We start from the raw sequence: 20,772 nt of genomic DNA on the forward strand, positions 1-20,772 counted from the left end.
CGAGAACGGTAACGGCGGTCAGTACCCCAGCACGCTCCGGAAACCGTCGTTTGCCCGATCGGCCGCGTCCTGGAGGGCACCAGCCGAAGGCCCGGCTCCGAGGATCTCCCGAGAGCTCGCCGGTACGACGTTCCGCACCGCCGACCCGAAGACTGCAACCAGATCCTCGGCCGTCCCACCCTGAGCACCGAGTCCCGGTGCGAGCAGAGGGCCGCGAATGTCCAGATCCTCGTCCGTGGAGTCGATGGTCGCGCCCACCACCGCGCCGAACGAACCGAGGGCGTCGGGGGCGGCATCCGAGCCGAGGTCCGTCGCGTTCAGTTCGCGCAGCCCGTCCAGTACGGCGCCGGCGACCGTCGGACCCGCGACCGTCCGGGCGGACTGGAACTGCGGCCCCTCCGGGTTCGACGTCAGCGCGAGCACGAACAACCCCGCACCCGCCGCCCGCGCCTCGTCGATCGCGGGCTGCAGCGAGCCGAACCCGAGGTACGGGCTGACCGTCAGCGCGTCACACGCCAGCGGCCCCTTCTCCGCCAGGTACGCCGACGCATACCCGGCCATCGTCGACCCGATGTCACCGCGCTTCGCGTCGATGATCACCAGCGCACCCGCGTCCCGCAGCCGGACCGTCGCCTGCTCGAGTACGGCGATCCCGGCCGACCCGAATCGCTCGAAGAAGGCCGACTGCGGCTTGAACACCGCGACCCGATCTGCCAGCGCGTCGACCACGCCGTACGTGAACGACGCCAGGCCTTCCGGGGTGTCCGGCAGTCCCCAGGAGTCCAGCAGATGTGCGTGCGGGTCGATCCCGACGCACAGCGGACCGCGGGTGTCCATGGCCGCCCGGAGCCGGGCGCCGAAGGGTTCGTTGCTCATGTGACTCCTCGATTGATACGGCGGACGAGGCCGGGCCCGCGATAGATCAGCCCGGTGTAGAGCTGGACCAGGCTGGCCCCGGCGTCGAAGAGCCGGGTGGCGTCAGCCGGCTCGAGAATGCCGCCGACCCCGATGATCGGCAGCGCTCCCCCGGTTTCCGCATGGATGTGGGCGACCGTCTTGGCCGCGATCTCGGTCAACGGCCGGCCGGACAGTCCACCGGCTTCGTCCGCCAGCGGATGCCCAGCGACGCCGGACCGGTCGATCGTCGTGTTCGTGGCGATGATCCCGGCGATCCCGACGTCGGTGCAGACGCCGAGCAGTTCATCGATCGCCGACGGGGTCAGGTCCGGCGCGATCTTCACCAGGATCGGCTTACCCGCCATCCCGGCGACGCTCAGCGCGGCCGCTTCGGAATGCAAAGCGGTCAGCAACTCCCGCAAATGCCCGGCATCCTGCAACGCCCGCAGCCCGGGCGTGTTCGGCGAACTCACATTGACCGCGAAGTAGTCGCCGTACCGGTAGAGCCGTCGCAGCGAGGTCACGTAGTCCTCGACGGCGTCCTCCAGCGGGGTCACCTTCGACTTCCCGATCGAGATCCCCAACGGGTACCCGAGCGGTCCGTACGCCGCCAGCCGCGCGGCCAATGCCTCCGAGCCGAGGTTGTTGAACCCCATCCGGTTGATCACGGCCTCCTGCTCGACCAGCCGGAACAACCGCGGCCGCTCATTCCCCGGCTGCGGATGCGCAGTCACCGTGCCGACTTCGACGAACCCGAACCCGAGCGCCGGCCAGGCCCGCAACGCGATCCCGTTCTTGTCCATCCCCGCGGCCAGCCCGACCGGCCCCGGGAAGCGGATGCCGAAGACCGTCCGCTCCGGGCCGATCGGCAACCGGCCTACTCCGGGGACGCGGCTCAGCAGTCGCAAACCCTGCAAGGTGCGCTCGTGCGCGACCTCCGCGTCCCCCTTCCCCAGCCGGAACAGCACCGGCCGGACGAACCTGCTATACACCGCGGATCCTCGGCACCCAGTCCTGCAGGGACCGCACGCCGATGTCTCCGGCCCGCTGCGCCTCGATCCCCTGTACGGCGGCCGCCAGCCCTTGGACCGTGGTGATGCACGGGATGTTCCGCGCCACCGCCGCACTGCGGATCTCGTAGCCGTCCAGTCGCGGCGACCCGCCCTGGGTGATCCCGATCGGGGTGTTGACGATCAGGTTGAGCTCACCGTCCTGGACCATCTGCACGATCGTCGGCTCGCCGTTCGGACCCGGTCCCTGGCTGCTCTTGCGAACCGTGACCGCCTCGACCCCGTTGCGTCGCAGGACGTCCGCCGTACCTTCGGTCGCATAGATCTCGAAGCCCAGGTCGGCCAGCCGCTTCACCGGGAAGATCATGTGCCGCTTGTCCCGGTTCGCCACCGACACGAACACCTTGCCGGAACCCGGCAGCGGCTGGGACGCCCCGGCCTGCGACTTGGCGAACGCCGTACCGAAGGTGTCGTCCATGCCCATCACCTCACCGGTCGAGCGCATCTCCGGCCCGAGCACGGTGTCCACCGACCGGCCGTCGACAGTCCGGAACCGGTTGAACGGCATCACGGCTTCCTTGACGGCGATCGGCGTGGACGTCGGCAACGTGCCGCCGTCCCCGACCGCGGGAAGCATCCCCTCGGCCCGCAGGTCGGCGATCGACGCCCCGAGCATCACCCGGGCCGCCGCCTTCGCCAGCGGGGTCGCGGTCGCCTTGGACACGAACGGCACCGTCCGCGACGCACGCGGGTTGGCTTCCAGGACGTACAGCACGTCACCGGCCAGCGCGTACTGCACGTTCAGCAGACCTCGTACGCCGACGCCGCGAGCGATCGCCTCGGTCGACACCCGGATCTTCTCGATGTCCGCGTTGCCCAGCGTGATCGGCGGCAGCGCGCAGGACGAGTCGCCCGAGTGCACCCCAGCCTCCTCGATGTGCTCCATCACGCCGCCCAGGAACAACTCGTCGCCGTCGAACAGCCCGTCGACGTCGATCTCGACCGCGTCGTCCAGGAACCGGTCGATCAGCACCGGATGCTCGAAGGCCTCGCCACCGCCGAGCCGCTCCAGCGCCGCGTCGAGCTCGGCCGCGCTGTAGACGATCTCCATCCCGCGACCACCCAGTACGTACGACGGCCGGACCAGCACCGGGAAGCCGATCTCCTCGGCGATCCGCTGGGCCTCCTCGGCCGACAGCGCCGTACCGTGCTTCGGCGCCGGCAGCGACGCGTCCGCGAGCACCTTGCCGAACGCACCCCGCTCCTCGGCCAGGTGGATCGCCTCGGGCGATGTGCCCACGATCGGTACGCCGGCATCCGCGAGCCGCTGCGCCAGACCCAGCGGCGTCTGACCGCCGAGCTGCACGATCACTCCGGCCACCGGCCCGGCCTGCATCTCGGCGTACACGATCTCGAGCACGTCCTCACAGGTGAGCGGCTCGAAGTACAGCCGGTCGGAGGTGTCGTAGTCGGTCGACACCGTCTCCGGGTTGCAGTTCACCATCACCGTGCAGTAGCCGGCCTCGCGCAGCGCCATCGACGCGTGCACACAGGAGTAGTCGAACTCGATCCCCTGCCCGATCCGGTTCGGCCCCGACCCGAGGATCAGCACCGCCGGCTCGGTCCGCGGCGCCACTTCGGTCTCCTCGTCGTACGACGAGTAGTGGTACGGCGTCTCGGCCGCGAACTCGGCCGCACACGTGTCGACCGTCTTGTAGACCGGCCGGATCCCCAGCGCCTGGCGGACCCCACGTACGACGTCCTCGGTCAGCCCGCGGATCTCGGCCAGCTGCAGGTCCGAGAACCCGTGCCGCTTGGCCAGCCGCAGTACCTCGGGAGTGAGCCGCGGAGCCGCCGCCACCTGCAACGCCGTCTCGTGGATCAGATAGAGCTGGTCCACGAACCACGGATCGATGCGAGTCGCGTCGAAGATCTGCTCCGGCGTCGCACCGGCCCGGATCGCGTCCATGATGGTCCGCAGCCGCCCGTCGTGCGGCGTCTTGATTGCCTCCAGCAACGGCTCCAGCTCGGTCGCGGGCTGGCCGGCCCAGGTGAACCGGGCCTCCGGCTTCTCCAGCGAGCGGAGCGCCTTCTGCAGTGCCTCGGTGTAGTTCCGGCCGATCGCCATCGCCTCGCCGACGCTCTTCATGTGCGTGGTCAGCGTCGCGTCCGCGGCCGGGAACTTCTCGAACGCGAACCGCGGCACCTTCACCACCACGTAGTCCAGCGTCGGCTCGAAGCTGGCCGGCGTCTGCTTCGTGATGTCGTTCGGGATCTCGTCCAGGGTGTAGCCGATGGCGACCTTGGCGGCGATCTTGGCGATCGGGAAGCCGGTCGCCTTCGACGCCAGCGCGGACGAGCGGGACACCCGCGGGTTCATCTCGATCACGATCAGCCGGCCGTCCACCGGGTCGACCGCGAACTGGATGTTGCAGCCGCCGGTGTCGACCCCGACCTCGCGGATGATGCCGATGGCCAGGTCCCGCATCACCTGGTACTCGCGGTCGGTCAGCGTCATCGCCGGGGCGACCGTGACCGAGTCGCCGGTGTGCACGCCCATCGGGTCGACGTTCTCGATCGAGCAGATGATCACGACGTTGTCCGCCTTGTCGCGCATCACCTCCAGCTCGTACTCCTTCCAGCCGAGGATCGACTCCTCGATCAGCACCTCGGTGGTCGGGCTGGCGACCAGTCCGGCGCCGGCGATCCGGCGCAGGTCGGCCTCGTCGTACGCCATCCCGGAGCCGACGCCGCCCATCGTGAACGACGGCCGCACCACCAGCGGGTAGCCGAGCTCGCCGGCCGCGCCGAGGACGTCCTCGAGCGTGTGGCAGATCCGCGACCGGGCCACCTCGGCGCCGAGCTTCTCGACGATCTGCTTGAACGACTCCCGGTTCTCACCGCGCTGGATCGCGTCGACGGACGCGCCGATCAGCTCGACGCCGTACTTCTCCAGTACGCCGTTGTCGTGCAGCGCGATCGCCGCGTTCAGCGCGGTCTGGCCGCCCAGGGTGGCGAGCAGCGCGTTCGGCCGCTCCTTCTCGATCACCTTCTCGACGTACTCCGGGGTGATCGGCTCGACGTAGGTGGCGTCGGCGAACTCCGGGTCGGTCATGATCGTGGCCGGGTTCGAGTTCACCAGGACGACCCGGAAGCCCTCCTCCTTGAGCACCCGGCACGCCTGGGTGCCCGAGTAGTCGAACTCGCAGGCCTGGCCGATCACGATCGGACCGGAGCCGATGACGAGCACCGACTCGATGTCTGTACGACGTGGCATCAGCTACGACCTTCCATCAGCTCTACGAACCGGTCGAACAGGTACGCCGAGTCGTGTGGACCGGCCGCCGCCTCCGGGTGGTACTGGACCGAGAACGCGAGCACCCGGCCGTCGCGACCGGTGAGCCGCAGTCCTTCGACCACGTTGTCGTTGAGGGAAACATGGCTGACTTCAGCCGTTCCATACTCCGTCTCGACCGTCTCGCCGATCGGCGCGTCCACCGCGAACCCGTGGTTCTGCGCGGTGATCTCCACCTTCCCGGTGGCCCGGTCGAGCACCGGCTGGTTGATGCCGCGGTGCCCGTACTTCAGCTTGAACGTGCCCAGTCCGAGCGCGCGCCCGAACACCTGGTTGCCGAAGCAGATCCCGAAGTACGGCTTGTTCCGCTCGAGCAGCTGCTTGAGCAGCGTGGTCGGGTGCTCGGTCGTCTCCGGGTCGCCCGGTCCGTTGCTCATGAAGATGCCGTCCGGGTTGACCGCCAGCACCTCGTCCAGGGTCGCGGTGGCCGGCAGCACGTGTACCTCGATACCGCGCTCGGCCATCCGCTTCGGGGTCATCGACTTGATCCCGAGGTCGAGTGCGACCACCGTGAACCGCTTCTCCCCTTCCGCGGGAACGACGTACGGCTCGAAAGTCGTCACCTCGGAGGCGAGATCCGCTCCCACCATCGGCGGCTGCTCGAGCACCTTCTCCAGCAACACGGCCGGGTCGAGGATCTCGGTCGAGATCCCCGCTCGCATCGCGCCGCGCTCGCGCAGGTGCCGGGTCAGTGCGCGGGTGTCGATCCCCGAGATCCCGACGATCCCCTGCCCCTTCAGCTGGTCGTCGAGCGAGCGCGTGGCCCGCCAGTTCGACGGAACCCGGGCCGGGTCGCGGACGACGTACCCGGCGACCCAGATCTTCTGCGACTCGTCGTCCTCGTCGTTGATCCCGGTGTTGCCGATGTGCGGCGCGGTCTGGGTGACGATCTGCCGGTGGTACGACGGGTCGGTCAGCGTCTCCTGGTAGCCGGTCATCCCGGTGGTGAACACCGCCTCGCCGAAGGTCTCGCCGGTCGCCCCGTACGACGTACCGGCGAACGACCGGCCGTCCTCCAGGACCAGCAATGCTGGCTGGCTCATCTTTGCTCGGCTCCGATCAGGGTCGAGATGGAATCGGTCAGGGGGGCGGTGTCTGCCTTCCGGCGGGGCCGGAACCCGGTGTCGAGCTCATGGCCGTCGTGGTTCCAGGTCACCACCACCAGGCCGGACTTCTCCGCGGTCACCTTGCCGGCGATCCCGCGGTCGGTCCGGACTCCGGTCAGGTGGTCGACGGGGATGAACACATCCGCCGCTCCTTGCCGGTGGAAGATCAGGCCGGCCTCGCTGACGGCCAGGTCCGCGGTACTGCGGACACCCAGTTCGTGCACGGCGATCCGGTCCATCCAGTCGCCTGCCGACGTCGTGGCGACGTACACGCCCTCCACGCCTCGGGTCTTGTCGTCGACCGGTACCGCCGGCAGCGGCGCCAGGTCGACCTGCCGGGACTTGCGGTTCCGCCAGCCCCGGTACATGCCGTAGTAGGCAGCTGCGATCACCAGCAGCGTGCCGAGAATGCCCAGGAAGGCCTTCACTTGGCCAGCTTCCCGCCGAGGACGGTCGGCGTACCCCGGAGGAACGTCGCCACCACCTTGCCCGGCAGCGTCATCCCGTCGAACGGCGTGTTCCGCGACAGCGACGCCGACTCGGTGGGCACGACCTTCCGCTCCACCAACGGATCGACGAGAACCAGGTTGGCCGGGGCACCGGCCTCGAGCGGCCGGCCGTGCTCGGCGCCGACCTGGCCGATCGCGGCCGGCCGGTAGCTCATCCGGTCGGCCACATCCGCCCACGTCATCAGCTGGGTGTCGATCATCGCCTGCTGGACCACGCTCAGCGCCGTCTCCAGGCCGAGCATGCCGAACGCGGCCGCGCTCCACTCGCAGTCCTTGTCCTCGACCGGGTGCGGCGCGTGGTCGGTGGCGACGATGTCGATGGTGCCGTCGGCCAGGCCCTCGCGAACCGCCTCGACGTCCTCCTTGGTCCGCAGCGGCGGGTTCACCTTGAAGACCGGGTTGTAGGAGGCGGCCAGGTCCTCGGTCAGCAGCAGGTGGTGCGGGGTCACCTCGGCGGTCACCTCGAACCCGCGCCTCTTCGCGGCCCGGACGATCTCGACCGAGCCCTTGGTGGACAGGTGGCAGATGTGCAGCTTCGAGCCGACGTGCGCGTTCAGCAGGATGTCGCGGGCGATGATCGCCTCCTCCGCGACGCTCGGCCAGCCCGTCAGGCCGAGGACGCCGGACAACGCACCCTCGTTCATCTGCGCGCCCTGAGTGAGCCGCGGCTCCTGCGCGTGCTGAGCGATGACACCGCCGAACGCCTTCACGTACTCCAGCGCCCGGCGCATCAGCGCCGCGTCCCAGACGCAGTCGCCGTCGTCGGAGAACACCCGGACCCGGGCGGCCGAGTCCGCCATCGCGCCGAGCTCCGCGAGCTGCGTGCCCTTCCGGCCGACCGTGACCGCGCCGATCGGATAGACGTCGGCGTACCCGGCGTCGCGACCGAGGCGCCAGACCTGCTCGACCACACCGGCGGTGTCGGCCACCGGATCGGTGTTGGCCATCGCGAACACCGAGGTGAACCCGCCCAACGCCGCCGCCCGCGTGCCGGTGAGCACGGTCTCCGCGTCCTCCCGCCCGGGCTCGCGCAGATGCGTGTGGAGGTCGACCAGACCGGGAAGTGCGATCAGCCCCGCAGCGTCGATCGTCTCGACGTCCTGCGGCGTCTCCAGGTTGGTGCCGACAGCAACGATCTCGCCGTTGTCGATCAGCAGGTCCGCCACCTCACCGCCCAGGACCTTGGCTCCGGTGATCAGGTACGAGCTCATCGACGTCCTCGCTTCGCTCCGGGCGCCGATGAGGCGCGAGACGGGCTGTGTTGTTTGGTGAACTCGCTCCGCTCGTTCACGCGGTGGGCTCCTCGTGGTTGTTCTCGTTGTTACCGGACAGCAGCAGGTACAGCACGGCCATCCGGATGGCCACGCCGTTGGTGACCTGCTCGACGATCACCGAGCGGGTCGAGTCGGCGACGTCGGCGCTGATCTCCATCCCGCGGTTCATCGGGCCGGGGTGCAGCACGATCGCCTCGTCCGGCAGCTGTGCCATCCGGTGTACGTCGAGGCCGTAGCGGCGGGTGTACTCCCGGGCGCTCGGGAAGAACGCGTCGTTCATCCGCTCCCGCTGGACCCGCAGCATCATCACCGCGTCGCTCTTGGCCAGCGCCGAGTCGAAGTCGTACGACGTGGCACACGGCCAGCTCGTCATGTCGACCGGCAGCAGCGTCGGCGGCGCGACCACGGTCACGTCGGCGCCGAGGGTCGACAGCAGCAGCACGTTCGACCGGGCCACCCGCGAGTGCAGGACGTCTCCGACAATCGTGATGCGCCGACCCTCGAGCGAACCGAGGTGACGGCGCATCGTGAAAGCGTCGAGCAGTGCCTGCGTCGGATGCTCGTGCGTGCCGTCGCCGGCATTGACCACCGAGCCGGTCATCCAGCCCGAGGTCGCGAGCAGATGCGGTGCGCCGGACGAGCCGTGCCGGCAGACGACACCGTCGGCACCCATCGCCTGCAACGTCAGCGCGGTGTCCTTCAGGCTCTCGCCCTTGCTGACACTCGAGCCCTTGGCGGAGAAGTTGATCACGTCGGCCGACAGCCGCTTGGCGGCCGCCTCGAACGAGATCCGGGTCCGGGTGGAGTCCTCGAAGAACAGGTTCACCACGGTCCGGCCGCGCAGCGCCGGCAGCTTCTTGATCGGCCGGTCAGCCAGTGACCGCATCTCCTCGGCCGTGTCGAGGATCAGGTTCGCCTCGTCGCGGGACAGATCCCCCGCGCTCAACAGATGCCTCATGCCTTCGCCCCCGCCCCTGTCTTGTCAGCGCTCGGTGTCTTGTCCGCGATCAGTACGGCGTCGGCACCGTCGTACTCGGTCAGGTGGACGGTGACGCGCTCGACCAGGGAGGTGGGCAGGTTCTTGCCCACGTAGTCGGCGCGGATCGGGAGTTCGCGGTGACCGCGGTCGACGAGGACCGCGAGCTGGACCGCCCGGGGCCGGCCGATGTCGCCGATCGCGTCCAGCGCGGCCCGGATGGTGCGGCCGGAGAACAGCACGTCGTCGACCAGGACGACGACCTTGCCGTCGATCCCGTCGGGCGGGATGTCGGTGTGCTCCAGGCCGCGGGGGGGTTTGAGACCGATGTCGTCGCGGTACATCGTCACATCGAGTGACCCTGTCGGCACACTCTGCCCCTCGACGGCCGCGATCCGGGCCGAGATGCGGGCGGCCAGGCCGACGCCGCGGGTGGGGATGCCGAGCAGGACGACGGGGTCGGCACCACGGTTGCGCTCGAGGATCTCGTGCGCGATCCGGGTCAGTGCCCGGGATATGTCGGAAGCGTCCAGGACCGTGCGCGGCGCCGCTTTCGGGCCACCGCTCTGGGCATGGTTCATCGCTACCGTTCCTCCTTTCCCGCCTCTCTGGACGGGTCTTTAAAGGACGTTCGGACCGCTTGACATCGTATCGGATGTGACACGCCGTCTTGACGCTGGCCTCTGACCCAGAATATTGTTACTCTGTGTAACCGAGGGGGGTTTCACCGACCGGCCCGTTCCGGCAGGCCGGACATGACGAAACTAGTCGGAGGGAAGAACCAGCGTGCCTAGCGAATACGCGAAGACACTGGGTGGCAAGTTGCGTGCCATCCGCCAGCAGCAAGGGCTGTCGCTGCATGGCGTGGAAGAGAAGTCCAAGGGTCGCTGGAAGGCGGTCGTCGTCGGCTCGTACGAGCGCGGCGATCGAGCCGTCACGGTCCAGAAGCTCGCAGAGCTCGCCGATTTCTACGGCGTGCCGATCCGTGAGTTGCTGCCCGGTTCCGCCAGCGCGGCTGCCGCGGCTGCCGCTCCTCCCCGGTTGATCCTCGACCTGGAGGCCCTGCAACACCTCGACGCGAGCGAGGCCGGTCCGCTGACGCGGTACGCGGCCACGATCCAGGCTCAGCGAGGTGACTACAACGGCAAGGTGCTGTCGATCCGTCAGGACGACATGCGCACCCTGGCCGTGATCTACGACGAGTCGCCGACGACTCTGACCGAGCGCTTCATCTCCTGGGGTGTCCTGAACCCGGAGGCGAAGGGCGACGTCGAGGAGTCCGAGGCCGCCGGCGCCTGATCGAAGAAGGCAGCAGAGACGGTCGGGGCTCGTAGCAGCTGGCCCGCGGCCGCCCGCCTGCTCAACAGAACAGCGACACGAACAAGCAGGAACCACCTCTCCTGCCGCACCAGGCCGGGGCCGTTCCCCCGCGCCGCACTGAACGGGGACGCAGAGCCGGCCCGGGACCGTACCGAGACGGTCACCGGGCCTTGATTTCCGGACTCCCGAGAGGGCTCGCCCCCCTCGCTCCTCAGCTCCTCAGACGCCGAGGGTGGGCTTGAGCTGCAACAGCCGGGCCAGCAGCCCGTTGACGAACGCCGGCGACTCGTCGGTGGACAGATCCCGGGCCAGCGCGACCGCCTCGCTCACCGCGACCACGTCCGGCACCTGGTCGTCGAACAGCAACTCGTAGCTTCCGATCCGCAGGATGTTGCGGTCCACGGCTGGCATCCGGTCCAGCGACCAGCCGACCGAGTGCGTCTCCAGCAGATCGTCGATCACGTCGATGTGCTTCGCGACGCCCTCGACCAGCGCCACGGTGAACTCGTTCACCGGCGGGTCGGCGTCGGCCACCCGGTCGGACAGGGTGCCGCCAACCGGCAGCCCCCTGACCTCCGACTCGTACAGCACGTCGAGTGCGCGCTTGCGGGCCTTGCTACGGGCAGACATGTTCTGTTGTCAGCTCTCTCGGCAGTCAGGAGGTGACGCGACCGAGGTAGTCACCCGTGCGGGTGTCGACCTTGACCTTCTCGCCCGTGGTCAGGAACAGCGGAACCTGGATGGTGTACCCGGTCTCCAGCTTGGCCGGCTTGGTGCCACCGGTGGACCGGTCGCCCTGCAGGCCCGGCTCGGTGTACTCGACCAGGAGCTCGACCGAGGCCGGCAGCTCGACGTACAGCGGCAGCTCTTCGTGCACCGCGACGATGGCGTCCTGGTTCTCCAGCAGGAAGTGCGACGCGTCGCCGACGACCTCGGGCTGGATCTGCAGCTGGTCGTAGGTGGACTTGTCCATGAACACGTACGCCGACCCGTCGTTGTACAGGTACGTCATGTCGCGCTTGTCGACGGTCGCGATCTCGACCTTGACGTCCGCGTTGAAGGTCTTGTCGACCACCTTGCCGGACAGCACGTTCTTCAACTTCGTCCGGACGACGGCGCCGCCCTTGCCGGGCTTGTGGTGCTGGAACCAGACGACGGACCACAGCTGCCCGTCCAGGTCGAGCACCATGCCGTTCTTGAGGTCGTTCGTCGTTGCCACGCGGATATGCCCTTCAAATTGATCAGCGGTAACACCGGATTGTAGCGGTCACCTGCCCGTTCCTCCGATTCCGCGGCCCGGACGGGCCTTACGCTGGCAGTCCGCAGTGTCAGCGATGATCCGGGAGGCAGCCGTGGAGTTCGCGATCTTCATCGTGATCATGATCGTCGCCAGCCTGGTCGCGAAGGCCAAGCAGCAGTCGGCGAAGCCCGGCGAGCCGAACGCCCGGGTGCAGAAGCTGATCGAGCGGATCCAGGCCCAGCAGGGTTTCAACCAGCCCACGCCCCCGCAAGGCCAGTTCACCCAGCCCGCGACCCAGTTCCAGCCGCCCCCGCAGTACCAGCCGCCGCAGCCGCAGTACCAGCCGCCGGCGCAGTGGCTGCCGTCGTACGGACCACCGCAGGGCCACCGCCCGCCGCAGCACAATCTGCCGACGCCGCGGAAGGACACGGACACCCGCGTGCTGGAGATGATGAACGCCGGCAACGAGGTGGCGGCCATCCGGTTGCTGTGCGACGAGCAGGACATGGGCATCCTGGAGGCGCAGACGTACGCCCGCGGCCTGGTCGCACCGGCCGCGCCCGCCCCGGATCAGTCCAAGCCGACCGCTGCGACGACATCGGAGCCGGAAGGCGAATCCGAGACCCGGTACGTCGGTTCGGCCGCGTTCGCCGAGTCGATCTTCGATCTCGACCGCGAGGAGGACACCTGGGCCAGCGGCTGGGTCGACACCCCCGAGCCCGAGGACCGCTCCGACATCGACGAGCTCTGGCAAACAGTCCGCAACCCACCGCGCCCCGGGCCTACCCAGCAGCGATGACGGCGGAGATGAAGTTGCCCACCACCGGGTTCGTGGTGTCGGCGCGGTGGGCCACGGCGAGGTGTACGACGCGCGTCTGAGGCCGCAGCGGTCGGAACACCGCGCCCGGACGCCGGGTGCGTGCCACCGAAGACGGCACGAACGACACTCCGAGCCCGCCTGCGACGAGCGCGACGACCGTCTGCATCTGCACCGCCTCCTGTGCGACCACCGGAGTGAATCCGGCCTCGGCGCAGTAGCGGAGGATCTGATCGTGCAGACCGGGCCCAAGTGCGCGCGGGAACAACACGAACGGCTCCTCCGCGAGATCTGCCGCCGCGACGAGCCGCTGCCGCGCCAGGGCGTGGTCATCTTGCAGGACGGCGACAAGCCGCTCGGCGGTCACAGGTTGCACGTGGAGTCCGTCAGCCTCCGCGCCCAGCAGCGGCGGGCGCAACAGCCCGACGTCCAGCAGACCGTCCTTCAGCGCGTGCACTTGCTGCGTTGTCGTCAGCTCTCGCAGCCGCAGCGTGATCCTGGGATATCGCTGCCGGAAGCCCCGCAACGCCTGCGGTAGCAACAGGTTCGTGGCTGAGCCGACAAAGCCCAGCGTCAGCTCGCCCGCCTCTCCCCGGCCCGCTCGCCGGGTGGCGCGTTCGGCCGAGCGCGCTGCGTCGAGCAGGTCACGCGCCGCCGGGAACAAAGCCTCACCGGCCGCGGTGAGCCGCACCTTTCGACTGTCCCGGTCGAACAGAGAGACGCCGAGATCGGCCTCGAGAGCCTTGATCTGCTGGCTCAGGGGCGGCTGCCGGATGCCGAGCCGTTGGGCCGCCCGGCCGAAGTGGAGTTCCTCGGCGACGGCCACGAAGTAGCGCAGGTGTCTGAGCTCCATCCGGCAACGATATGCCGGAGCTATCGATCCCACCGCTGCACGCTATCGGACGTATCGACAGCCCGTGGGTGACAGCAGAATCGCAACATGCGCCGTATGTTCATCGCCTTGTTCAGTGCCATCGCAGCCATCACGACCAGCACGGACGCCGCGAGTGTGCCATCAGGAAGGCCGTCGCCGGTCCATGACGTCGTACGCACGGATTTCCACGTCACCAGCGACCCCGGAGTCCGCATCGCCGTACGCGAGGTGCGGCCCGAACAGCCGCACGAGAAACCGCCGGTGCTCCTCCTGCACGGCGCTCGCGTGCCGGGAGTCGCGAGTTTCGACCTGCCGGTCGCGGGCGGCTCCCTCGCCGCCGACCTGGCCCGGGACGGCCATCGGGTGTACGTCATGGATGCGCGAGGCTACGGGGGCTCGACCCGCCCGCCCGCGCTGTCGCAACCACCCGAGCAGAACGCGCCGGCGGTGCGTTCATCGGACGTGGTGCGCGACATCGCCGCGGTGGTGGAGCAGATCGCCCGGCACACGCGCGGCGGACAGGTCGCGCTGCTCGGATGGGCCACCGGCGGGCACTGGCTCGGTCAGTACGCCGCTGCGAATCCAGCTCGCGTCAGCCATCTCGTGCTCTTCAACTCCCTGTACGGCCCGTTCGACGGGCACCCGACGCTGGGCCGGGGAAGCGACAACGAGGACCCGGAGCATCCCGGCAGGTTCAACGCGGCCCGCTACGGGGCATACCGTCTCAGCACCGGCGCCAGCCTGCTGCCCTCCTGGGACAACAGCATTCCGGTCGAGGACAAGTCCCGGTGGCGGGACCCCGCCGTCGTCGAGTCCTATCTGGACGCCGCACTCGCGTCGGACCCGACGAGCGACACCCGCAGGCCGGCCAGCTTCCGGGCACCGTCGGGAGCGATGGAGGACAGCTTCTACCTCGCCACCGGCCGCCAGCTGTGGGATGCCAGTCTCGTCACCGCCCGCACGCTGATCCTGCGCAGTGAGTACGACTTCTGGAGCAGGCCAGGTGACGCCGCGCTACTCGCACAGCATCTGGTGCACGCGCCTGCCGTGCGTTCTGTGGAACTGAAGGGCGCGACGCACTACGCGCACCTCGACAGAGCCGAACGCGGCAGAGGCCAGCTCCTCACCGAAGTCCGCAACTTCCTCGCCACTTCGTGAGCTAACCAGCCCAGTTGACGACGAAGCAACCCTGCCGCCGCGCGATCCGGAACCCATCCGGTACGGCGTCCTGACCCGAGTAGACCTGGAACGACGGCCCCGGCCCGTGCCGGTGGTGCACGTCCCAGATCCGCAGCTGGTCGACCAGCCGAGCCATCAGATCAACGGCATCCGGCCCATGACCGTTCACCCCGAGCTCCACGAACGACCCCGGTCTGCGCCGGGCCGGACACGACGTCAGGTAAGCGACACTGTCCCGGGTCGCCACCGCCGCAGCACCCCACCGCGGCGTCGGTGCGGCAGTCTGCGCGGATCGTTCGGCGGACAAAGCGCAGTACCCGGGCAAGGTCGCCGCAAGCCAGAGGTTGAGGTCGGAGAGCGGCTCGTCGCGGTTCATCACGACCCCTGACCAGACCTGCTGACACGGCTGCTCCAGGACGCCGTCGTACGGATGCGCCTCGACCTCCTGGTCTTCGTCGAAGGTGACGTACACCTCGTCGCCCGCGATCGGGACCAGCCGCTCGTAGTTCGCCCCAACGCCCTGCATGCAGACGAACCCGCACAGCGTCGTCGACCGGCTCTCCAGATGGTCGTCCACCCGGTCGAACGCGATCGACCGCGTCTGCCCCCGAAGCCGCAGCGGTACGACGATCCTCCCGCCGGGCCGGAGCTGGTCGATCCAGGCCGACGCGATGTCCCACGCCGTCACCGTCACCACGATCCGGTCGTACGGCGCGCCCTCCGGCACCCCGAACTCACCATCCGCCCGCACCACCCGGACGTCGTCGTACCCAGCCGCGGCCAGCACCACGGCGGCCCGGTCGGTCACCTCGGGATCGATGTCGACCGTGGTCACCGATCCCTTCGGCCCGGCCAGCTCACGCATCAGCGCCGCGTTGTAGCCGCCGGATCCGATCTCGAGGACGTGATCGCCGGGCTGGATCTCGGCCTGCTCCAGCATCAGCGCGACGATGCTCGGCTGCGACACCGAGCTGATCACGATCCCGGCCTCGTTCCGCTTCATCAGTACGACGTCATCGGCGTACGCGCGATCGAGGGGCGCGTGCGGGACGAACAGATGCCGCGGCACGGTCCGGAACGCGGCCGCCACCCGCGCGTCCCGAATGGAGCCTTCGGCAACCAAATACCGGGTCAGGGCCGCACGCAACGACTCTGCCAGGAGCGAGTCGTCGGCTTCCATGACCTCAGTCCCGCTTGTCCCCGAGCGATTCGAGCAGGGTTCGGAGGAGGTCCACGAACTGCTCCCGCTCAGCCTTGCTCAGCCCGGCCAGCAGTTGATGCTCGGTCTCGAGGTGGGCCGGCAGCACGTTGTCGATCAGCTCCAGGCCCTGGTCGGTCAGCGTCACCCGGACGCCCCGCCCGTCGGTCTCACTCGGCGTCCGGGTGACCAGACCGCGCGCCTCGAGCCGGTCCAGTCGCTGGCTGATCGCGCCGGACGTCACCATTGACGACCGCATCAGACCGGCCGGGGTCAGGCTGTGCTCGGCGTTGCTGCGCCGCAAGGTCGCCAGCACATCGAACGACGCGCGGTCGAGGTCGTAGCGCGCGAAGTTGCGTCGCAGCTCACCGTCGAACAGCTGGTTGAGCCGGCCCACCCGGCCGACCACGCCCATCGGGGACGTGTCCAGGTCCGGCCGCTGCTCACCCCATTGCTCGAGCACCAGGTCGACGTGATCAGCCATGACTCCAGCCTAGGGCCTGTCTGAGTGCAGGGATTGAAAATTGCTTAGCGCTGAGATACTTTATCTTAGTGCTAAGCAATCGAGTCGCCCTCCTCCTGATCACGGCGATCACGCCGACGCTCTGGGGCACCACCTACCTGGTGACCACCGAGCTCCTCCCACCCGACCGTCCGTTCCTCGCCGCGCTGATCCGGACGTTGCCGGCCGGTCTGCTGCTGGTCGCGATCACCCGGCTGCTACCGCGCGGCAGTTGGTGGTGGCGGTCGCTCATCCTCGGCACCCTCAACATCGGGGCATTCAACGCACTCCTGTTCGTCGGCGCCTACCGGCTGCCGGGCGGAGTGGCTGCAACCGTCGGCGCGATCCAGCCGCTGTTCGTGGCACTACTGTCGACCGGCCTGCTGCGCGAGCGGCTCTCACTGCGGACAGTCCTGGCTGCGATCGCCGGTGTGTTCGGAGTCGGCCAGCTGGTACTGAGAGCGGACGCGCGCCTCGACACCTGGGGTGTGGTCGCAGCGCTCGCCGGCGCAGTCGTCATGGCGCTCGGCGTCGTACTGAGCAAGCGCTGGACCTCACCCGCTCCCCTGCTGGCCACGACCGGCTGGCAACTGGTCGCCGGCGGGCTGGTCCTGCTGCCGGTCGCGTATCTGACCGAGGGAGCGCCGCCAGCGATGACTGTCCAGAACATCATCGGCTACGCGTACCTGACGATCCTCGGCTCCGCGGTCGCCTATGCCCTGTGGTTCCGGGGCATCCGCGGTCTCTCCCCGACCGATGTCACGTTCCTGCTGCTGTTGAGTCCGGTGACGGCGACCATCCTCGGCTGGCTGGTGCTCGACCAGCGCCTGACCACCGCCCAGGCCATCGGCGGACTCGTCGTCCTCGCCGCCCTCGTCAGCTCACAGCTCAGACGGAGGAGGACCAGTACGCGGCCAGTCCTCGTCCCCGTCACGGAAAGGTGCTGAGCATGCGCATCCTCGTCTTCGGGGCCTCCGGTGCCGTCGGCAGCCGAGTCGTCCAGGAAGCAGTTGCCCGCGGCCACCAGGTGACGCCGGTCAGCCGGACCGCCTCCGATCACCGCCACCAGGGCGACGCCTCCGACCCGGACGACGTCGCCAGGCTGAGCCGGGACCACGACCTCGTCATCAGCGCGACCCGCCCGCGCCCCGGCCAGGAGGACGAACTCGTCCAGGCCGCCAAGGGCCTGCTGATTGGTCTGCGCTCCAGCGGCGTACGGCTGATCCTGGTCGGCGGAGCCGCCAGCCTGATCGTTCCCGGCACGGACCTGATGCTCGTGGACTCACCGGACTTCCCGGACACCCTGCGCCAAATCGCCCTTGCCTGCAACGAGCAGTACGACGTGGTCCGCGCGAGCACCGACGTTGACTGGACCTACGTGAGCCCGCCGGCCCTCCTCGAACCAGGCATCCGGACCGGTACCTATCGACTGGGCCGGGACCACCTCGTGACCGACGCCGACGGCCAGTCGTCCATCTCGATGGAGGATTTCGCGATCGCGCTGGTCGACGAGGCCGAACAGGCACTGCACGTCGGCACCCGATTCACCGTTGGCCGCTAGGCCCTCGCGCGAGGCGAGGGGCCTAGCGGCCGGGTATGTCAGATCAGGCCCTCGCGCAGTGCGTAGGCGACGGCGTGCGAGCGGTTCTTCAGTTGCAGGCGGCTGGTCACGTCGTGGAGGACGTTCTTGACCGTCCGCTCCGAGTAGGACAGCTCCCGCGCGATCTCCTGGGTGTCCTTGCCGTCTGCCACCAGCCGCAGTACCTGCGTCTCGCGGTCGGACAACCCGGTGTGGGACAGCCCACGCGGCGCCAGCACGTGCCGCTGCATCCGCGACACCTGACCGAGCAACCGGCCGAGCAGATCCGGCGGCAGGCTGCCGTCACCCGCCGCGGCGGCCTGCAGCAGGTGCACGATGCGGTCGGCCGTCGCCTCGGTCCGCCGAAGCACCCCGGACACCCCCAGCTCGACCGCGGTCATCAACGCGTCGTCGTCGATCGCGCTGCCGATCAGCACGGCCCGGCGACACCCCCGCTGGGTTGCGGCCCGGAGCACCTGGACGGCCGCGCTGTCCAGCGAGTCGACGGCGATCAACGCGACCACTGGCGGGGCGGTGCGCTGATCTGCCGATTGGCCCTGCATCGGCTGGCCCTGGATTGACTGGCTCTGCCTCGACGCCAGGTCGGCGTCGGTGAGCAGGACGATCTCCGGCCGCTGCCGAAGTGCGTGCACCAGCCCGAACTGCGAGAGCGGGTCGAGCGCTTTCACCCAGACAGGAATACGTTGTTGCGTCGTCATACTTGTCACTCCCCCAGAGCGTTGATGAACGGAACGGATCGAATCCGTAGTCACACGAACCCCCAAAATCGTCGATTCCGATCGTGCGCCCGAACCTTCAGCCAGCCTTAAGACCGGTGACGGCCGGTATCACGACCCGACGCCAAGCGTGAACCACCGGCATTTCACCGACGTCTCACCCCGATCTCTTGGCCAGGAGATCGCTGCAGCAGGGTCCGTCCTCACCTGCTAGATGCCCGAAAGGGCAGATTGGTTACGTCACTCCGCCAGGGAGCTGATCGCGCGCAGCGCGAGCCGGTAGGAGTCGACTCCGAAGCCGGCGATCGTGCCGGTCGCCACGCCGGCCACGACACTGGTGTGCCGGAACTCCTCGCGGGTCGCCGGGTTGGTGAGGTGGATCTCGATCAGCGGCGCGGTCCGTTGGGCACAGGCGTCGCGCAGCGAGTACGAGTAGTGCGTGAACGCGGCCGGATTGAGTACGACGGGGAGCTTGCCGTCGGCCGCCTCGTGCAGCCAGCCGACCAGCTCGGCCTCGTCGTCGGTCTGCCGGACCTCGACCTGCAGCCCGAGCTCGGCGCCGGTCTTCTCGCAGTCGGCGACCAGATCGGCGAACGTCGTCGTGCCGTACTTCTCCGGCTCCCGCGACCCCAGCCGCCCGAGGTTCGGTCCGTTCAGCACCAGCACACGTCGCCCAGTCACCCCAACACCCTAATGCAGCGGGTCTCGGACCAAGACCAGCTTCGTCGTCCGGGCGGCGTAGGCGGTCGGGGCGTCCTCCCAGTCGGCGGTCAGCGTGGTCACCGACTCCGCCGGGAAGTCCTCTCGCGCCACGAAGTCGAGCAGTTCCGGCAGCACCGGCCGGACGTGCGAGACGCCGACCCGGAGCGTGATGTCGTTCGCGTACATGTGCATCAGCGGCACCTTCGTTCCGGGCGCCAAGTAGTAGCCGACCGCCGTACAAACGCCTCCCGGTCGGAGCGCGCGGATCGCCGTACGAACACCGCTCGGCGTCGACGACGCCTCGACGGCAACGTCGTACCGGCGGGACAGCCGTGGCAGCACCACCGCCGCCTTCCGGCCGCGCCCGGACACGCGGTGCACGCGTGCCCCGAAGGCCTCGGCGATCTCCAGGCGTTGCGGGCGGTCGTCGATGTAGTCGACATGTGAGGCTCCATGGCGTACGGCGAGGCCGGCGGCGTACAGCCCGATGCTTTGACCGCCGCCGCCGAGGACCAGAACGCTCCCGCCCTCCCGAGTACGCAGCGGTGGGACGACCGCCCGCCAGGCGTCGGCAAGGTTGTCGCTCGCCGCGGCAACGCGCACCGGGTCGACGCCGTCCGGGACAGGCACGAGCATGTGATCCGCGTAGGGCACGCGGAGCGCGTCTGCGACCATCCCACCCCAAGGCCCGCTCGCCCGGCCGAAGCCGTACGCCGCCAGCGCCGCCACCTCACCCCACTGCAGACGACCCGGCCTGACGAACTGCAGTTCACGCATCCGGGAACTCGCCGAACTCGCCATCGCCACCATCGAGGGCGCCGTCCTCATCGCCCGCGTCCACCGCAGCACGACCCCGCTCGACGCCGCCGAACGCCACCTCACCAGACTCCTCGACTGAGGCGGTCGAAGGCGGTGACGGCCTCTACCCGGGCGGTCGGGTAGTAGGTGTCGGCCGAGGTGCCGGAGCTCATGGCCTGCCAGTTGCGGCGGCTGAGGATCTGGTGGACGGAGATGAGACAGCCGGCCGCGATCTCGGCCTGCAGGTTGTTGCCCAGCGCAACCGCGAGGGCCTGTTGGTCGCTCGCGACGAACCGGGCCAGGCGGGTCTCGAGGGCCGGCGTGTTGAAGACGAGCCGGTTGTAGGCGAGGACTTCGGGGTGGTCGTTGAGACCAGTGACGGGGTTGCGCTCGGCGAGGCCGGTGAGGAAGTGGTCCCGGAGGGCCTCGATGGGTGGCGCCGACGACGCCTGGACCACCCGGGCGGCCTCGTGCTGGTGGTCGGCGATGCGATGCAGGACCAGATCCTGTTTGGTCGCGAAGTACTTGAACAGCGTGGGTTTGGAGACCTCGGCGGCCGCGGCGATGTCGGCCACCGAGACCTCGTCGAAGCCGCGCTCGAGGAAGAGCGCGATCGCCGCCTGGGAGAGCGCGTCGTGGGTCTGCTGCTTCTTCCGTGCGCGCAGTCCGGTCATGGGTTGACGATAGCAAAGTGTTAAC

The 20,772-nt window shown here is 69.0% G+C and carries 23 protein-coding genes; 6 read left to right on the top strand and 17 right to left on the bottom strand.

Going from position 1 to position 20,772, the window contains the following annotated elements:
- Window positions 1-18 precede the first annotated feature (18 nt).
- From pyrF to pyrR, 8 genes are all read right to left on the bottom strand, one after another.
- Window positions 19-876, bottom strand: coding sequence for an orotidine-5'-phosphate decarboxylase (pyrF, locus tag V9K99_RS28045; protein ID WP_337006803.1), 858 nt, complete (start codon window positions 874-876; stop codon window positions 19-21).
- Window positions 873-1,889: a quinone-dependent dihydroorotate dehydrogenase gene (locus V9K99_RS28050; protein ID WP_337006805.1), complete on the bottom strand. Its 1,017-nt coding sequence runs from the start codon at window positions 1,887-1,889 to the stop codon at window positions 873-875. The genes pyrF and V9K99_RS28050 overlap by 4 nt, the downstream gene beginning before the upstream one ends.
- Window positions 1,882-5,184: a carbamoyl-phosphate synthase large subunit gene (gene carB, locus V9K99_RS28055; RefSeq protein WP_337006807.1), complete on the bottom strand. Its 3,303-nt coding sequence runs from the start codon at window positions 5,182-5,184 to the stop codon at window positions 1,882-1,884. The genes V9K99_RS28050 and carB overlap by 8 nt, the downstream gene beginning before the upstream one ends.
- On the bottom strand, window positions 5,184-6,305 hold the full coding sequence (gene carA / locus V9K99_RS28060) for a glutamine-hydrolyzing carbamoyl-phosphate synthase small subunit (protein ID WP_337006809.1): 1,122 nt from the start codon (window positions 6,303-6,305) through the stop codon (window positions 5,184-5,186). The genes carB and carA overlap by 1 nt, the downstream gene beginning before the upstream one ends.
- Window positions 6,302-6,796 carry a PH-like domain-containing protein gene (locus V9K99_RS28065; protein ID WP_337006811.1) on the bottom strand — a complete coding sequence of 165 codons (495 nt, stop codon included), beginning with the start codon at window positions 6,794-6,796 and terminating at the stop codon, window positions 6,302-6,304. Before V9K99_RS28065 ends, carA begins: the two co-directional genes overlap by 4 nt.
- A complete protein-coding gene (locus V9K99_RS28070; RefSeq protein WP_337006813.1) occupies window positions 6,793-8,088 on the bottom strand; it encodes a dihydroorotase in 1,296 nt (431 codons plus the stop codon). Before V9K99_RS28070 ends, V9K99_RS28065 begins: the two co-directional genes overlap by 4 nt.
- 76 nt (window positions 8,089-8,164) lie before the next feature.
- Window positions 8,165-9,109, bottom strand: coding sequence for an aspartate carbamoyltransferase catalytic subunit (locus V9K99_RS28075; protein ID WP_337006815.1), 945 nt, complete (start codon window positions 9,107-9,109; stop codon window positions 8,165-8,167).
- Complete coding sequence (pyrR, locus tag V9K99_RS28080) at window positions 9,106-9,708, bottom strand: bifunctional pyr operon transcriptional regulator/uracil phosphoribosyltransferase PyrR (protein WP_337006817.1); 603 nt, start codon at window positions 9,706-9,708, stop codon at window positions 9,106-9,108. Before pyrR ends, V9K99_RS28075 begins: the two co-directional genes overlap by 4 nt.
- A gap of 205 nt (window positions 9,709-9,913) precedes the next feature.
- On the opposite strand from pyrR, the gene bldD reads away from it, so the two are divergent.
- A complete protein-coding gene (bldD, locus tag V9K99_RS28085; protein WP_026163359.1) occupies window positions 9,914-10,426 on the top strand; it encodes a transcriptional regulator BldD in 513 nt (170 codons plus the stop codon).
- Window positions 10,427-10,666: 240 nt separating this feature from the next.
- Here the strand turns inward: bldD and nusB are convergent, their stop codons facing one another.
- Both nusB and efp read right to left on the bottom strand, forming a co-directional pair.
- Complete coding sequence (nusB, locus tag V9K99_RS28090) at window positions 10,667-11,077, bottom strand: transcription antitermination factor NusB (protein ID WP_337006827.1); 411 nt, start codon at window positions 11,075-11,077, stop codon at window positions 10,667-10,669.
- Between the two features lie 25 nt (window positions 11,078-11,102).
- Complete coding sequence (gene efp, locus V9K99_RS28095) at window positions 11,103-11,666, bottom strand: elongation factor P (protein WP_337006829.1); 564 nt, start codon at window positions 11,664-11,666, stop codon at window positions 11,103-11,105.
- Window positions 11,667-11,772: 106 nt separating this feature from the next.
- Here efp and V9K99_RS28100 point away from each other — a divergent pair, with 106 nt between their 5' ends.
- The gene (locus tag V9K99_RS28100) at window positions 11,773-12,486 is read left to right on the top strand and encodes a hypothetical protein (RefSeq protein WP_337006831.1); all 714 of its coding nucleotides are present in this window, start codon (window positions 11,773-11,775) and stop codon (window positions 12,484-12,486) included.
- Here the strand turns inward: V9K99_RS28100 and V9K99_RS28105 are convergent.
- Entirely contained in the window at window positions 12,470-13,357 is an 888-nt protein-coding gene (locus tag V9K99_RS28105) for a LysR substrate-binding domain-containing protein (protein ID WP_337006833.1), read from the bottom strand. The two genes, V9K99_RS28100 and V9K99_RS28105, sit on opposite strands and share 17 nt — an antisense overlap.
- An 87-nt stretch (window positions 13,358-13,444) precedes the next feature.
- Between V9K99_RS28105 and V9K99_RS28110 the strand changes: the two genes are divergently transcribed.
- Window positions 13,445-14,536: an alpha/beta fold hydrolase gene (locus V9K99_RS28110; protein ID WP_337006835.1), complete on the top strand. Its 1,092-nt coding sequence runs from the start codon at window positions 13,445-13,447 to the stop codon at window positions 14,534-14,536.
- 1 nt (window position 14,537) lies between these two features.
- Here the strand turns inward: V9K99_RS28110 and fxlM are convergent, their stop codons facing one another.
- Window positions 14,538-15,737, bottom strand: a complete 1,200-nt coding sequence (fxlM, locus tag V9K99_RS28115) for a methyltransferase, FxLD system (protein WP_337006837.1) — start codon at window positions 15,735-15,737, stop codon at window positions 14,538-14,540.
- Window positions 15,738-15,741: 4 nt separating this feature from the next.
- Window positions 15,742-16,239 (bottom strand): MarR family winged helix-turn-helix transcriptional regulator, encoded by a 498-nt coding sequence (locus V9K99_RS28120; protein ID WP_337006839.1) that lies wholly within the window; start codon window positions 16,237-16,239, stop codon window positions 15,742-15,744.
- Between the two features lie 68 nt (window positions 16,240-16,307).
- On the opposite strand from V9K99_RS28120, the gene V9K99_RS28125 reads away from it, so the two are divergent.
- Window positions 16,308-17,204 (top strand): EamA family transporter, encoded by an 897-nt coding sequence (locus V9K99_RS28125; protein WP_337006841.1) that lies wholly within the window; start codon window positions 16,308-16,310, stop codon window positions 17,202-17,204.
- A gap of 2 nt (window positions 17,205-17,206) precedes the next feature.
- Entirely contained in the window at window positions 17,207-17,818 is a 612-nt protein-coding gene (locus V9K99_RS28130) for an NAD(P)-dependent oxidoreductase (protein WP_337006843.1), read from the top strand.
- 38 nt (window positions 17,819-17,856) lie between these two features.
- Here the strand turns inward: V9K99_RS28130 and V9K99_RS28135 are convergent, their stop codons facing one another.
- The 3 genes from V9K99_RS28135 to V9K99_RS28145 all read right to left on the bottom strand — a co-directional run bounded on the left by V9K99_RS28135 (window position 17,857) and on the right by V9K99_RS28145 (window position 20,103).
- Window positions 17,857-18,555: a helix-turn-helix transcriptional regulator gene (locus V9K99_RS28135; protein ID WP_337006845.1), complete on the bottom strand. Its 699-nt coding sequence runs from the start codon at window positions 18,553-18,555 to the stop codon at window positions 17,857-17,859.
- Window positions 18,556-18,813: 258 nt separating this feature from the next.
- Window positions 18,814-19,254 (bottom strand): type II 3-dehydroquinate dehydratase, encoded by a 441-nt coding sequence (gene aroQ / locus V9K99_RS28140; protein ID WP_337006847.1) that lies wholly within the window; start codon window positions 19,252-19,254, stop codon window positions 18,814-18,816.
- Window positions 19,255-19,263: 9 nt separating this feature from the next.
- Window positions 19,264-20,103, bottom strand: a complete 840-nt coding sequence (locus V9K99_RS28145; protein WP_442914749.1) for a zinc-binding dehydrogenase — start codon at window positions 20,101-20,103, stop codon at window positions 19,264-19,266.
- On the opposite strand from V9K99_RS28145, the gene V9K99_RS42765 reads away from it, so the two are divergent.
- Window positions 20,084-20,173, top strand: coding sequence for a hypothetical protein (locus V9K99_RS42765; RefSeq protein WP_442914750.1), 90 nt, complete (start codon window positions 20,084-20,086; stop codon window positions 20,171-20,173). The two genes, V9K99_RS28145 and V9K99_RS42765, sit on opposite strands and share 20 nt — an antisense overlap.
- Here V9K99_RS42765 and V9K99_RS28150 read toward each other — a convergent pair.
- On the bottom strand, window positions 20,154-20,747 hold the full coding sequence (locus tag V9K99_RS28150; RefSeq protein ID WP_337006851.1) for a TetR/AcrR family transcriptional regulator: 594 nt from the start codon (window positions 20,745-20,747) through the stop codon (window positions 20,154-20,156). The two genes, V9K99_RS42765 and V9K99_RS28150, sit on opposite strands and share 20 nt — an antisense overlap.
- Between the last annotated feature and the right edge of the window lie 25 nt (window positions 20,748-20,772).

This window comes from Kribbella sp. CCNWLW201, assembly GCF_037203805.1.
Lineage (GTDB): Bacteria > Actinomycetota > Actinomycetes > Propionibacteriales > Kribbellaceae > Kribbella.

What these genes read in the sequence shown, in the direction of transcription:
- pyrF (WP_337006803.1), bottom strand. Translation starts at nt 876, where the DNA reads ATGAGCAACGAACCCTTCGGCGCCCGGCTCCGGGCGGCCATGGACACC.
- carB (WP_337006807.1), bottom strand. Translation starts at nt 5,184, where the DNA reads ATGCCACGTCGTACAGACATCGAGTCGGTGCTCGTCATCGGCTCCGGT.
- carA (WP_337006809.1), bottom strand. Translation starts at nt 6,305, where the DNA reads ATGAGCCAGCCAGCATTGCTGGTCCTGGAGGACGGCCGGTCGTTCGCC.
- V9K99_RS28070 (WP_337006813.1), bottom strand. Translation starts at nt 8,088, where the DNA reads ATGAGCTCGTACCTGATCACCGGAGCCAAGGTCCTGGGCGGTGAGGTG.
- V9K99_RS28075 (WP_337006815.1), bottom strand. Translation starts at nt 9,109, where the DNA reads ATGAGGCATCTGTTGAGCGCGGGGGATCTGTCCCGCGACGAGGCGAAC.
- pyrR (WP_337006817.1), bottom strand. Translation starts at nt 9,708, where the DNA reads ATGAACCATGCCCAGAGCGGTGGCCCGAAAGCGGCGCCGCGCACGGTC.
- nusB (WP_337006827.1), bottom strand. Translation starts at nt 11,077, where the DNA reads ATGTCTGCCCGTAGCAAGGCCCGCAAGCGCGCACTCGACGTGCTGTAC.
- V9K99_RS28105 (WP_337006833.1), bottom strand. Translation starts at nt 13,357, where the DNA reads ATGGAGCTCAGACACCTGCGCTACTTCGTGGCCGTCGCCGAGGAACTC.
- V9K99_RS28110 (WP_337006835.1), top strand. Translation starts at nt 13,445, where the DNA reads ATGCGCCGTATGTTCATCGCCTTGTTCAGTGCCATCGCAGCCATCACG.
- fxlM (WP_337006837.1), bottom strand. Translation starts at nt 15,737, where the DNA reads ATGGAAGCCGACGACTCGCTCCTGGCAGAGTCGTTGCGTGCGGCCCTG.
- V9K99_RS28120 (WP_337006839.1), bottom strand. Translation starts at nt 16,239, where the DNA reads ATGGCTGATCACGTCGACCTGGTGCTCGAGCAATGGGGTGAGCAGCGG.
- V9K99_RS28130 (WP_337006843.1), top strand. Translation starts at nt 17,207, where the DNA reads ATGCGCATCCTCGTCTTCGGGGCCTCCGGTGCCGTCGGCAGCCGAGTC.
- V9K99_RS28135 (WP_337006845.1), bottom strand. Translation starts at nt 18,555, where the DNA reads ATGACGACGCAACAACGTATTCCTGTCTGGGTGAAAGCGCTCGACCCG.
- V9K99_RS28145 (WP_442914749.1), bottom strand. Translation starts at nt 20,103, where the DNA reads ATGAGGACGGCGCCCTCGATGGTGGCGATGGCGAGTTCGGCGAGTTCC.
- V9K99_RS28150 (WP_337006851.1), bottom strand. Translation starts at nt 20,747, where the DNA reads ATGACCGGACTGCGCGCACGGAAGAAGCAGCAGACCCACGACGCGCTC.